This window comes from Nocardioides jiangxiensis (genome assembly GCF_030580915.1).
Taxonomy (GTDB): domain Bacteria; phylum Actinomycetota; class Actinomycetes; order Propionibacteriales; family Nocardioidaceae; genus Nocardioides; species Nocardioides jiangxiensis.
This window is the reverse complement of sequence record NZ_JAUQTA010000001.1, coordinates 1090020-1103125: the sequence shown is the minus strand read 5'-3', so window position 1 is coordinate 1103125 and position 13106 is coordinate 1090020. Positions and strand designations below refer to the sequence as shown.

10 protein-coding genes are annotated in these 13106 nt (G+C 71.9%); 2 read left to right on the top strand and 8 right to left on the bottom strand.

What is annotated here, in order from left to right; all coding sequences use genetic code 11:
- Positions 1-114: 114 nt before the first annotated feature.
- From Q5722_RS05440 to Q5722_RS05410, 7 genes are all read right to left on the bottom strand, one after another.
- A complete protein-coding gene (locus tag Q5722_RS05440) occupies positions 115-876 on the bottom strand; it encodes an SDR family NAD(P)-dependent oxidoreductase (protein ID WP_305027192.1) in 762 nt (253 codons plus the stop codon).
- Positions 877-970: 94 nt separating this feature from the next.
- Positions 971-2194 (bottom strand): acyltransferase family protein, encoded by a 1224-nt coding sequence (locus Q5722_RS05435; protein ID WP_305027191.1) that lies wholly within the window; start codon positions 2192-2194, stop codon positions 971-973.
- A gap of 167 nt (positions 2195-2361) precedes the next feature.
- Positions 2362-3636 carry an acyltransferase family protein gene (locus tag Q5722_RS05430; RefSeq protein WP_305027190.1) on the bottom strand — a complete coding sequence of 425 codons (1275 nt, stop codon included), beginning with the start codon at positions 3634-3636 and terminating at the stop codon, positions 2362-2364.
- Positions 3637-3860: 224 nt separating this feature from the next.
- On the bottom strand, positions 3861-4520 hold the full coding sequence (locus Q5722_RS05425) for a superantigen-like protein SSL4 (protein WP_305027189.1): 660 nt from the start codon (positions 4518-4520) through the stop codon (positions 3861-3863).
- Positions 4517-5062, bottom strand: a complete 546-nt coding sequence (locus Q5722_RS05420; RefSeq protein WP_305027188.1) for an RNA polymerase sigma factor — start codon at positions 5060-5062, stop codon at positions 4517-4519. The genes Q5722_RS05425 and Q5722_RS05420 overlap by 4 nt, the downstream gene beginning before the upstream one ends.
- 237 nt (positions 5063-5299) lie before the next feature.
- Entirely contained in the window at positions 5300-7189 is a 1890-nt protein-coding gene (typA, locus tag Q5722_RS05415) for a translational GTPase TypA (protein WP_305027187.1), read from the bottom strand.
- 138 nt (positions 7190-7327) lie between these two features.
- Positions 7328-8653, bottom strand: coding sequence for an ABC1 kinase family protein (locus Q5722_RS05410; protein WP_305027186.1), 1326 nt, complete (start codon positions 8651-8653; stop codon positions 7328-7330).
- A gap of 37 nt (positions 8654-8690) precedes the next feature.
- Here Q5722_RS05410 and Q5722_RS14930 point away from each other — a divergent pair, with 37 nt between their 5' ends.
- Positions 8691-9581: an RNase H family protein gene (locus Q5722_RS14930; RefSeq protein WP_369415011.1), complete on the top strand. Its 891-nt coding sequence runs from the start codon at positions 8691-8693 to the stop codon at positions 9579-9581.
- 79 nt (positions 9582-9660) lie between these two features.
- Here Q5722_RS14930 and Q5722_RS05395 read toward each other — a convergent pair whose 3' ends face one another.
- A complete protein-coding gene (locus Q5722_RS05395) occupies positions 9661-10350 on the bottom strand; it encodes an aspartate/glutamate racemase family protein (protein WP_305027185.1) in 690 nt (229 codons plus the stop codon).
- Between the two features lie 83 nt (positions 10351-10433).
- Here Q5722_RS05395 and Q5722_RS05390 point away from each other — a divergent pair, with 83 nt between their 5' ends.
- Complete coding sequence (locus Q5722_RS05390) at positions 10434-13097, top strand: AMP-binding protein (RefSeq protein WP_305027184.1); 2664 nt, start codon at positions 10434-10436, stop codon at positions 13095-13097.
- Positions 13098-13106: the final 9 nt, after the last annotated feature.

Sequence of the window (13106 nt, the reverse complement as noted above, 5' to 3'; positions counted from 1 at the left end):
TGCCGCGCCGAGGGGCCGTCGGGAGAAGCGAGACGGGGCCCGTGCCCGTCCTCCTGTGGAGAACGTCGGCACGAGCCCCGTCTCGGCGTTGCACAGGCCCCGTCTCGGCGCGGGTCAGCGCGGCGCGAGGCGCAGCGCACCGTCCATGCGGACGACCTCGCCGTTGATGTAGTCGTGCTCGACCAGGAAGGTCGCGAGCTGGGCGTACTCCTCCGGGCGACCGAGGCGCTTCGGGAACGGAACGCCGGCGGCGAGGGTCTTCTGGAACTCCTCGTTGACGCCTGCGAGCATGGGGGTCTCCACGATGCCCGGGGCGATCGTGCAGACCCGGATGCCGTAGGTGGCCAGGTCGCGCGCCGCCGGAAGCATCAGGCCCAGGACGCCGCCCTTGGACGACGAGTACGCCGCCTGGCCGACCTGCCCCTCGAACGCCGCGACGGAGGCGGTGTTGATGATGATGCCGCGCGCGCCGTGCTCGAGCTCGGGGGTCTTCGCGATCGCCTCGGCGGCCAGCGCCAGGACGTTGTACGAGCCGACGAGGTTGATGTTGACGACCATCGCGTACTTCGCGAGGTCGCCGACCGAGCCGTCCTTGTTGAGGATGCGGCCGGCGGTGCCGACACCGGCGCAGTTGACGACCGTGCGCAGCGGAACACCGGCGTTGGCTGCGGTCGCGACCGCCTCGCGGACCTGCTCGACGTCGGTCACGTCGACGGCGACGTAGTGGACACCGGCGACCGCGGGAGCCTTCTCGATCGAGCCGGCCAGGTCGAACGCGAAGACCGTCGCGCCCTTCTCGGCGAGTGCCTTGGCGGTCGCGGCTCCGAGGCCCGAGGCGCCGCCCGTCACGATCGCGGCGGTGTTCTCTACGTGCATCTGATGTCTCCTCTTGACGTCGTGTGGGGACATTCTCGCCGTACGGCGTGCTGGGTACATGACGTACCCCGTCGCTGAGACGACCGCGCGGAGATCAGCCGGGGAGGCCGCCGAACACGCTGCCGGCCTGCTCCTGTGCGACCCGGGGCGAGGCGATGCGGCCGACGGGCGGCAGGTCGAGCACCAGTTCGTCCGGCAGGAACGCCGGCAGCCGGGGGACGGCCTGGCGCTGGGCCGGCCGGAGCCAGTGGGCTGCTGCCCGACGCAGCGGGCGATCGACCAGCCACTGGGTCGCCTCGGCGGCGGCGAGCGTGAGCGCGGCGACCAGGGCGAGGTCCAGGGTGAGCTGGCCCGGGTCGGCGTACCGCCAGGTGGGCACGAGGCGGACGAGCAGGACGGCCGCCGGCGCGTGCCAGAGCCAGATGCCGAGTGAGATCCGTCCGAGGTGGGCCATCACCCGGTTCCGGAACGCGGCGCGCATGCCGGTGAGCAGCAGCGGGCCGCCCGGCTGGGCGAGCAGGGTGATGCCCGCGGCGCAGGCGACCGTCCACGCGATGGCGTCCAGCGGGGAAGGGGCGGTGAGGCCTGCGGCGACCGCCGTGACGACGACGGCGGCGGTGGCATGCCGGGCGAGCTCGCGCGTGCCGCGGAAGAGCGGTGCGACCCGCAGGACCGCGATGAGCGCGGACGCGACCATGCCGAGGGCGAAGGCCTGGGAGACCGCCAGGGCGGTGGATGCGGCGCCCTCCCACTGGTGCAGCGGGGTCGTCAGGCGGGCGGCACGGGGATCGGTGAGCGCGAGGATCCCGACCGTGGCCAGGACCGTCAGTGCGAGCGGGCCCGCCACCATGCACCAGCTCGCCCACGCCAGCCCGCGCTGGCGGCGAAGCGCGCGACGAGCGCGACGGGCCATGGCCGGCACGGCGAGGTTGAGCCCGAGGAGGGTGCCGACGGGCCAGGTGGCGCCGGGGGTCGCCAGCGACTCGCTGCCCGTGGCAGCGCCGCCGGCCAGCAGGACCGCGAGTGCGGTCCCTGCCAGAGCCGGCCCGAGCCGCAGGGCCCGGTCGCACAGGAACGCCGAGGTCCCGGGAGGCCGGTCCCGGCGCAGTACGGCTCCGACGTACGGCTGGTAGAGGGCGAAGCCCGAGACGACGACGAAGAGCGTCGTGGCGTGCCCGAGGGTCGACGCCAGCCGCGCCGGATCCCCGGGGCCGGTCCAGCGGCCCGCGGAGGCGAGCACGAGGACGTTTGCCGTGAACACCGCTGCGGCGGCCAGGCCGCGCACACCGTCGATTTCCGAGACCCGAGAAGATCCCACGCTGCACCCCATTGCAGTTTGTGGATAGTGGCACTTCCCCCGAAGGCCAGCATCGTGGACCACGAGCAGGGCGTTGCGCCAGCCCCAGGTACGGGTATGGGCGAATCGTCCCCGAATATTCGCGGCTCGTGCCGGGCGTCACGAGCGGGGGAGGGTGTCGACCCCTCTCAGACGCGGACGTCCTCGGCTGCAGGAGCTCGCTCGGTCGTCCGCTGCGCCGGCACCGACACCACAGGACCGGACACCGCCACCATCGGCCGCTTCCGGTCGAGTGCGGGCTTCTCCACGAACCGGTAGGAGAGCTCGCTCAGCAGGAGCGTGGGCACGAGCACCATGGCCGCGGCCAGGAGCAGACCGCCCGCGCTGTGGAACTTCGCGTCGGGCCAGTGCTTGAGAAGCATCAGGAGAACGGGCATCTGCCACAGATACACGCTGTACGAGATCACGCCGAGGTGCGTGAGCGGACGCGAGTCGAGCACGGCCACTGCCAGTCGGCGCAGGCGTCCGCCGCCGGGCGCCACGACCAGGAAGAGCAGGCCGGCGAAGGTGGCGGCCCACGCCGGAGGGTCGAGCAACAGCGGCCGGAGGGCGAACGTCGACAGCGCGGCCACGAGGACTCCGGCTCCCACGGCGAGTCGCAGGAGTGCGACGCCTCGTCGGTGCGAGGTGCGCTGGCACGCAGCGGCGGCGACGGCCACCAGCATGCCGATCGCGAACAGGTCGCACACACCGAGGAAGGAGTGCGTCAGGACGCCGGCCCAGGTCGAGCCGTCGAGGCGTCCCTCGACGTGCTCGGGGCCGTCCGCGAGTAGCATCGACCGGGCGGTCAGGCGGCCCACGGCGCCGACGACCAGGAGCAGCACAGCCGGCGCGGCCATGGCCAGCGGGGAACGACGGCCTCGGCTGAGGGCACGCCCGATCAGGTACAGCACGGGCAGGACCGCGTAGAACGCGAGCTCCGGAACCAGTGACCAGGAGACGTTGATGCCGGTGAGGTTGCCGCGGGGCACGTAGCCCTGCGTCAGCGTCAGGTTGAGCAGGACGAGGACCGGGTCGGTCAGGTAGCCGAGCCGCTCCTCGATGCGCGTCGGTGCCGCCGGATCGGTCGTCTGCACGACCGCGACGCCGAGCACGAAGGCGGAGGCGGCGAAGACCACGAGGTACGCCGGGAAGATGCGGAGCAGGCGGTTGCGGTAGAAGGTCGTCACGCGGGGAGACGGGCGTGCGTCGACCACAGCCGACACGAAGGGCCGGTAGAGCAGGTAGCCGGACAGGACGAAGAAGAGCGTCACTCCGTTGAGCAGCACGACGGCGAGTGGGCCGAGGAGCGCCGAGCCGGCGAACGCGCCGCCGAGCATGAAGAGGAGGACGTGACCGCCCATGACCGAGAGGGCTGCGATGCCACGCACGCCCTCGATGCCGTCGACCCGATGGTCTGCCACCTGAAGCCCCTGCCCTGCGGTCTGCCCCATGCTCCCGCAGGGACAGCATGGGGCATCGGTGTGCCCGGCGGCAATGCCGACGGCAAGCACAACCACCTCGCCGCCCCTGTTCGGACGCGAGGTGACAGGCTCAGGCCTGCGGGGGAATCAGGTGTCTCGGGGCTCTCCTGGTGTTGCTGGAAGGTGGGGCTTCATGAGGGTGATCGTCCGGAATGTCCCGGGGGTTACGGCAGGAGGCCACTTTCCTGCGATCCCGTCACGAGGCGTTCGCCGGGCGCCAGACCGGTGGGTGTGGGCAGGACCGGCAGGTCCGGCACGTCGGGGTCCAGGGCGGGAGGCGTGGTCGCCACCGCGTTCGGGGTGGGCAGGGCCACGGAGGGAGCAGTCGGAGCCGCAGCTGTGCTGTCCTCCCGCTGGTTGTCGGGCCGGGAGGACACCTGCGGCTGGTCCGTGGTCGGGATGGCTCCGGGAAGGCGCCCACCCACGCTTTGCGGTGCCTTCGACGCGGGTGTCCCCGGTCGGGCGGAGGTCGCGGGAGTGGGGGTGCTGCTGTCGCCGACGGAGCCGGGGGAATCGCGGTGGTCCGGGGTGAGCGCAGTGACGATGTGGTCAAGGAAGTCGCGTGCCGGCTCCGGAACGACACCGAGCGCTGCCGCGGTTCCCGCCACGCCGCCGAGCACGAACGTCGCCCCGATCGCCGCGGCTGCCAGCCGGCGCGCACGGCCGGTGCGCGCGCGGGCGAGGCCGGAAACTGCATCGAACGGCGGGATGCTCAGGGCCGATGCCTCGACGCGTGCCGCCGCCAGCAGGGCGCCGACGGCTGCGTACTCCGCGTCGTCGAGCGCGGCCTCATGCAGCATCGCCTGGATCGTCTCGTCGGTCATCCCGCGTCCACCTCGTTCGTGATCATCTGTCGGAGTGCTTCAAGAGCACGTCGCTGGAGCTGTTTGACCGAACCGACGCTGCGGTCGAGCAGGTCCGCGGTCTCCTGCAGCGAGAAGTCGCCCATCATCCGCAGGGAGATGACTGCCGCCTGGTCGGGGGTGAGCTGACGCAGCAGGGCGCGCACCTCGGCGAGCGAGACCTGCTCGATCGCGACGTCCTCGGCAGGACTGTCCGTGCGCGGGTCGTCGCTGGGCTCGTAGGCCAGGGTCGCCGGGCGTCGGTTGCGCCGACGCACGTCATCGACGTAACGGTGGTGGGCGACGGAGAAGACGAATCGGCGTACGCCGTCCGCGCCGCCGTGCAGCTGGCGGCGCTGCTGGATGACGGCGAGGAAGACCTCGCTGGTCAGGGCCTCGGGGTCCTCCGCGCCGCGCATCGTGAGGTAGCCGAGGACTTTCGGGGCCAGGGTGCTGTAGATGACACCCACGGCGTCGGCGTCCCCGTCGCGCGCTCGCGCGACCAGGTCGTCGTCCAGGCTCATCGCACTCCCGGGTCTTCGGCATGGTCGTTGAGGCGTGGTGCCTCCACTCGTGTCATCGGCTGGACCATCCCCGGGGTTACGGCCCGTCCAGGATGTGCGACGGGGCGCCGCATCCGGCTGGATGCGGCGCCCCGTCTCGGCGTCAGGCCGGGCGTGCCCGGCTCGCGAGCTGCCCCTCGCGTCGCAGAAGACGTGCGGAAGAACCCCTCCGCTCGTCCCTCGCTACGAGGCTCTCCCTCACGCCTTACGCGCTCGGCTCGCGATCTTCGCGCGCTCGTTCTTGTCCAGGATCACCTTGCGGATGCGGACCATCTCCGGGGTGACCTCGACGCACTCGTCGTCGCGGCAGAACTCCAGGCACTGCTCGAGCGACAGCTCGCGCGGCGGGGTCAGCTTCTCGAAGTTGTCGGAGGTCGCGGACCGGATGTTGGTCTGCTGCTTCTCCTTGGTGATGTTGACGTCCATGTCGTCCTGGCGGGAGTTCTCGCCGACGATCATGCCCTCGTAGACCTCGGTGCCCGGCTTCACGAAGATGACGCCGCGCTCCTGCAGGGAGGTCATCGCGTGCGCGGTGGCGGAGCCGGCGCGGTCGGCGACGAGCGAGCCGTTGTTGCGGGCGCGGATCTCGCCGGCCCACGGCATCATGCCCTCGGAGATGGACGACGCCATGCCGGTGCCGCGCGTCTCGGTGAGGAAGTCGGTGCGGAAGCCGATCAGGCCACGCGCCGGGACGACGAAGTCCATGCGGACCCAGCCGGTGCCGTGGTTGGTCATGTTCTCCATGCGGCCCTTGCGGATCGCGAGGAGCTCGGTGATCGCGCCGAGGTACTCCTCCGGGGCGTCGATCGTGAGGCGCTCGACGGGCTCGTGGCGCTTGCCGTCGATCTCCTGGGTGACGACCTGCGGCTTGCCGACGGTGAGCTCGTAGCCCTCGCGGCGCATCTGCTCGACGAGGATCGCGAGCGCGAGCTCGCCACGGCCCTGGACCTCCCACGCGTCGGGGCGGTCGGTCGGGAGGACCTTGAGCGACACGTTGCCGATGAGCTCGGAGTCGAGGCGGTCCTTGACCATGCGGGCGGTGACCTTGGAGCCCTTGACCTTGCCGACGAGCGGCGAGGTGTTGGTGCCGATCGTCATGGAGATGGCCGGGTCGTCGACCTTGATCAGCGGGAGCGCGATCGGGTTCTCCGGGTCGGCGATGGTCTCGCCGATCATGATGTCCGGGATGCCGGCGATGGCGACGATGTCGCCCGGGCCGGCCTGCTCGCCCGGGACACGCTCGAGGCCCTCGGTCACGAGGAGCTCGGTGAGCTTCATGTTCTTGATGGTGCCGTCGGCCTTCATCCAGGCGACCTGCTGGCCCTTCTTCAGCGTGCCCTGCTTGATGCGGAGCAGCGCCAGGCGGCCGAGGAACGGCGAGGCGTCGAGGTTGGTGACGTGAGCCTGCAGCGGCGCCTCGTCGTCGTACGCCGGGGCGGGGATCGTCTCGAGGATCGTCTTGAAGAGCGGCTCGAGGTTGTCGCCGGCCGGGAGGGAGGCGTTCTCCGGCTTCTCGGTGGAGGCGATGCCGGCCTTGCCCGAGGCGTAGATGACCGGGAAGTCGAGCGCGTCGTGCGAGTGCGAGTCGTCGAGCAGGTCCATGAAGAGCTCGTAGCACTCGTCGACGACCTCGTCGATGCGCGCGTCGCCACGGTCGGTCTTGTTGACGACCAGGATGACCGGCATGTCGGCGTTCAGCGCCTTGCGCAGCACGAAGCGGGTCTGGGGGAGCGGGCCCTCGGAGGCGTCGACGAGGAGGACGATGCCGTCGACCATCGACAGGCCGCGCTCGACCTCGCCACCGAAGTCGGCGTGGCCGGGGGTGTCGATGATGTTGATGACCATGCCGCCCTCGGGCGCGTGCTCACCGTTGTAGGCGATCGCGGTGTTCTTCGCGAGGATCGTGATGCCCTTCTCGCGCTCCAGGTCGCCCGAGTCCATGACGCGGTCCTCGACGCCCGACTCGATGTGGTGGGCGGAGAACGCGCCGCCCTGCTTGAGCATCGCGTCGACGAGGGTCGTCTTGCCGTGGTCGACGTGCGCGACGATGGCAACGTTGCGGATGTCGTTGCGGGTGGTTGCGGCCATGCGGAGGCAGCCTGCTTTCGAGTGGGCGTCAAAGAACGTGGGTGCCCGAAGACACACGGGCAACCTCGCGATTCTATCGGCGCGCGAGCGGTGCTCCGAACCGTCGTACGTGTGAGATCGGCCCCTCGCCGGTGAACCTCAGGCGAACCCCGGCGCGTGCTCCTCCAGCAGGGCCCGGAAGGGCAGGTCCACCTCGAGCTGGCAGAGCACGCCGATGCCGCCCATCCAGACCCGGTGGATCAGCATGTACTCCGGGGGAAGGTTGATCCTGAACGCCTTCGACAGGTTCTCCGGAGTCGGTACGGCGACCCGCGCGGCCTCGGCGCGCAGCCAGGCGCGGTTGAAGCCGAAGACCTCCTCGCGCGCGGGTGCCAGCAGCGGCCGCAGGTAGTCGCGCAGTGCCTCGGTCTCGAACCTCGTCTGGGGCAGCAACCAGCCCTGGGCGCGCATCTCGACCGCGACCGCGTCCCAGTCGTCGTCTGAGGCCAGGCGCAGCAGGCAGCCGAGGGGGACCGGCAGGCCGTCGGGCAGGCGGGCCGCGGCGCCGAAGTCCACGACGCCGAGCCGGCCGTCGGCCATCACCCGGAAGTTGCCCGGGTGCGGGTCGGCGTGGAGCAGGCCGGTGCGGGCCGGGCCGCTGATCAGGAAGCGGGCGTAGAGGTCGCCGACGCGCTGGCGCTCCTCGCGGCTCCCGTCCTTGATCACGCGGGCGAGCGAGTGGGGGCTGTCCAGCCAGGTCGTCACGAGCACCCGCTTGGTCGCGTGCACGACGTGCGGCACCGCGATCTCGGGGTCGCCGTCGAACTCGGCGGCGAAGACCCGCTGTGCGGATGCCTCCAGCTCGTAGTCGAGCTCCTCGCGGACCCGGTCGGCGATCTCCGCCAGCAGCGGCTTGATGTCGACCCCGGGTGCCAGCAGGCCGATCAGGCGGGCGATGCGGGAGAGGTTGCGGATGTCGCTCTGCAGGGCCTTCGCGGCGTTGGGGTACTGGATCTTCACCGCGACGTCGGTGCCGTCGGCCCACGTCGCGCGGTGCACCTGGCCGAGGCTCGCGGACGCGACGGGCTTCTCGTCGAAGACCGCGAACGACTGCCGCCAGGCCGGGCCGAGGTCCTCCTCGAGTACCTCGGACAGCACCCGCAGGGTCATCGGGGGAGCGGCGTCCTGGAGCTTGGTGAGGACGTCGCGGTAGGGGCCTGCGATCTCCTCGGGGAGCGCGGACTCGAAGATGGAGAGCGCCTGGGCGAGCTTCATCGCCCCGCCCTTGAGCTCACCGAGCACGGTGAAGAGCTGGTCGGCCGTGCGCCGCTGCACCTCGCTCATGACCGCCTCGGCCGGCTTGCCCCCGATCCGCTTGCCGACGCCGAGCGCCGTGCGGCCGGCGTACGCCGCGGGGAGGGCAGCCAGGCGCGCGGAGCGGCCGAGCGCGCTGCGGCGCATCCGGGGACCGTCGTCGTTCGCCATGTCCTCGACGGTAGCGACAAATGAAAGGATCCGGGCCGTGACGATCATCGCTGCTGCAGACGGTTCTGCCCTCGGCAACCCCGGCCCCGCCGGCTGGGCCTGGTACGTCGACGAGCAGCACTGGGCGTGCGGCGGCTGGGCGCACGGCACCAACAACATGGGTGAGCTCACCGGCGTCCTCGACCTCCTCCAGCAGACCGCGCACCTCGACGAGGACCTGCTGATCTACTGCGACAGCCGCTACGCGATCGACTCGATCACCAAGTGGATGCCGGGCTGGAAGCGCAAGGGCTGGAAGAAGGCCGACGGCAAGCCGGTCATGAACGTCGAGATCATGAAGGCCCTCGACGCCGCCATGCGCCCCAACGTGCGCTTCGAATGGGTCAAGGGTCATGCCGGCCACGAGCTCAACGAGGCCGCCGACAAGCTCGCCAACGCCGCCGCAGCCTCCTGGAAGGAGGGCATCGCCCCCGACCCGGGCCCTGGCTTCAGTGGCACCGGCGTGCCCGAGGTGGCGCGCGGTGAGGCCCACGCGGCGTACGCGCCTACGGTCGTGCAGCCCGAGCCGGACCTCTTCGGCGACGCCGCGATGAGCGACGAGGAGCAGGTGGTCGCCCTCGAGCGCTCCCTCCTCACCGACGAGGTACGCCGCGACCCGGCCGCCGTCGCCGGCCTCCTCGCTGCCGACTGGTCGGGTATCCCGGCCTCGGGTGTGCTGTGGTCGCGCGACGACGCGGTCGAGGCGATCGCGCCCTACGACGAGCCCGTGAGCTTCGACCTGACCCGGGTCGAGCGGCTGGCTGCGGGAGCGCTGCTCGTGCTCGGGCGGGTCAGTGGCGGGGGCGGCTCGGTGCTGACCAGCTCGCTCTGGCTGCGTGCCGGCCACACCTGGGTGCAGCGCTTCCACCAGTCCACGCCGGAGTCCTGACCGGCGACGGCCCGCGCCCGCACACGTCATGTGGCCCGCACCCCAAGGGGCTCCGGCGGGCCACGTGACGTCGCAGGCGTCAGGCGAGCGCGCGGTCGAGCGCGGCGCTCACGTGCAGCGTGGTCGAGGGGAAGATCGGGAGGTCGACGTCGGACTGCTTCACGAGCAGCTCGAGCTCGGTGCAGCCGAGGATCACGCCGCCGGCGCCCTGGTCCCACAGGTGCTCGACGAGCCTGACCGCGCGCTTGCGTGAGGAGTCGAGGACCTTGCCGTGGACCAGCTCGTCGTAGATGACCGCGTTGATCTGGTCGTGGTACTCGGACGACGGCACGATCACCTCGAGCCCGTGGGAGGCGATCCGGTCGGTGAAGAACGTGCGCGACATCGCGAACATGGTGCCGATCAGGGCGACCTTCTCGATGCCCTGCGCCTTCACGGCCTCGGCCACGACGTCGCCCAGGTGCAGCAGCGGGATGTCGATCGCGGCCTCGACCTGCTCGGCGACGCGGTGGAACGTCGTGGTGCAGAGCATGAGGAAGTCGGCGCCGGCGGCCTCGACGCCGCGCGCGGCCTTGGCGAGGATCTCCGCGACGTCGTCCCAGCGCTCCTCCTCCTGGAGGGCGGTGAGCTCCGCGAACTCGACCGACGCCATCACGGTCCGGGCCGAGTGCAGGCCACCCAGGCGTGACTCGACGCCCGTGTTGAGCAGCTTGTAGTACTCCGCGCTGGACTCCCAGCTCATGCCACCGACAAGACCGATCGTCTGCATGCGGGGAGTCTGCCAGATCGCACGTGACCCGCGTGACGCAGATCGCGGCGACACAGGTAAGGCTTGCCTAATACACTCCTCCGGTGTCCGTCATCCACCCCCACGACCTCCCGGCCGGCGAACGCCGCGGCGCGGGGCTCGTGCGCCTGCTCGCCCGCCACGGCGACTGCACGGCGCTGACGGGGAGCGGCACGGCCGACGGCATCACCTACGCCGAGCTGGCCGGGCGTGTCGCGGCGTTCGCCCGGCGGCTCGGGCCCGCGCCACGCCTGCTGCTCCTCGAAGCAGCCAACGACGCGGACGCGCTCGTCGCCTGGCTCGGGGCGCTGGCTGCGGGCTCGCCGGTGCTGCTCACCGGTCCGGGCGCTGCCCGCGACGGCCTGGCGGCGGCGTACGACCCGGACGTGGAGTGGGGTCCGGCCGGGCTGGTCGAGCACCGCGCCACCAGCGCGCACGACCTGCACCCCGACCTCGCGCTGCTCCTCTCCACGAGCGGCAGCACGGGCAGCCCGAAGCTGGTGCGGCTCAGCCACGACAACCTGCTCTCCAACGCGCGGGCCATCGCCGAGTACCTCGGCATCCGCCCTGACGACGTCGCCGCGACCACCCTCCCGGTGCACTACTGCTACGGCCTGAGCGTGGTGCACAGCCACCTCGTGGCGGGCGCCACGGTGCACCTCACGGAGCGCTCGGTCACCGACCCCCGCTTCTGGGACGAGGCCCGGGCCGCCGGTGTCACCACCTTCCCGGGGGTGCCCCACACCTTCGACATGCTCGAGTCCCTCGGCTTCACCGGCACCGAGCTGCCGACCCTCCGCTACCTCACCCAGGCCGGAGGTCGGCTGGCCCCCGACGCGGTACGCCGGCACGCCGCCCGCGGCGCGGCCCACGGCTGGGACCTCGTGGTCATGTACGGCGCGACGGAGGCCACCGCCCGCATGGCGTTCCTGCCGCCGCACCTCGCCGCCGACGCCGCGGGCACCATCGGCATCCCGATCCCGGGAGGCTCGCTCGCCATCGAGCCCCGGCCCGACCTGACCGGCGACCCCGACGTCGGGGAGCTCGTCTACCGCGGGGACAACGTCATGCTCGGCTACGCCACGTCCACCGCCGAGCTGGCCCTCGGCCGCACCGTCCACGAGCTGCGGACCGGTGACCTCGGCCGGCAGCGCGACGACGGCCTCTTCGAGGTGGTCGGGCGGTGCGCACGGATCGCGAAGGTCTTCGGCCTGCGGGTCGACCTGGACCGGGTCGAGCGCGCTCTCGCGGCGAACGGCGTGGTGGCCGCGGTCGCCGACGGGGGCGACGACCTCGTGGTCGCCGTCGCCGCCGGCGCGGCCCGCGTCGACGTGCCCGCCGTCCTCCGTGCGGTGCGCGAGGCGACGGGGCTGCCGCCGGCCGGCGTACGCCTGCTGACGCCCGTCGACCTGCCGCGCCTGGCCAGCGGCAAGGTCGACTACCGCGCGCTGGTCGCCCAGGCCGCGCCTCCGGAGAACGAGCAGCCGGAGACCGAGCAGCCGGAGACCGAGCAGCCGGAGACCGTCGACGGTGCCGGTGTGGCTGCGCTCTTCGCCGCCCTGCTCGGGAAGGCGGCAGGGCCCGGGGACTCGTTCCGGTCGCTCGGCGGCGACTCCCTCTCCTACGTCGAGGCGTCGCTGCGGCTCGAGGCGCTGCTCGGGACGCTGCCATCGGACTGGACCGCGCGCACGGCCGAGGAGCTCGCCGGCTGTGCCCTCCCGGCCAGTGCCCGGGCGTCCCTGGCGGCGCGGCCGGCCGGGCCCGTCGCGCGGTGGCTCGGCGCCGCCCGGACGGTCGAGACGACCGTGCTGCTGCGGGCGCTGGCGATCGTCACGATCGTCGGCAGCCATGCCAACCTCTTCGTCCTCCTCGGGGGCGCGCACACCCTCTTCGCCGTCCTCGGGTTCAACTACTCGCGGTTCCACGTCGACCTGCCCCGTGCCGAGCGGACCCGCGCCGCGCTCCGCAGCGTCGGCCGGATCGCGCTCCCGGCCGTCCTCGTCATCGGCGTGGTGGCGACGTACAAGCAGGGGGTCGGCTGGAAGCAGGTGCTCCTGCTCAACTGGCTGCTCGGTCCCGGCCACTGGGTCAACCCGCAGTGGCGCTACTGGTTCATCGAGGTCGCGCTGCTGCTGATGCTCGCGGCGACGGCGCTGCTCGCGGTGCCCGCACTCGACCGGATCAGCCGCCGTCACCGCTTCGCCTTCCCCGTGGCACTCGTGCTGGTCGGCCTCGTCCCGCGCTACGGCCTGCGTGCCTGGCCCGGGGGAGACCTCGACCAGCGCGTCTTCACGATCGGGGCATGGCACCTCGGCGGCGGTGACTACATGCACCGCGCGCAGGTCGTCTTCTTCCTCTTCGCGCTGGGGTGGGCTGCGGCACGTGCGGCGACGGTGCGGCAGCGCCTCGTGGTCAGCGCCCTCGCGGTCGGCAGCGTCTGGAGCTTCTTCGAGCACGAGCCCGCCCGCGACGCCTACGTGATCCTCGGCGTGCTCGCGCTGCTCTGGCTGCGCGAGGTCCGCCTGCCGGCGCGCGTGGTGCCGCTGGTGGGTGCGCTCGCCTCGTCGTCGATGTGGATCTACCTGGTGCACTGGGAGATCTACCCGCACCTGGAGAACCGGATCCCTCTCCTCGCGACGCTGCTCTCGCTCCTTGCCGGTGTCATGGCGTGGCAGGCCTGGACCCGGGGCGAGGCGCGCCTGAGAGGGCTGCAGGCACGTAGGCGATGATGGTGCGCA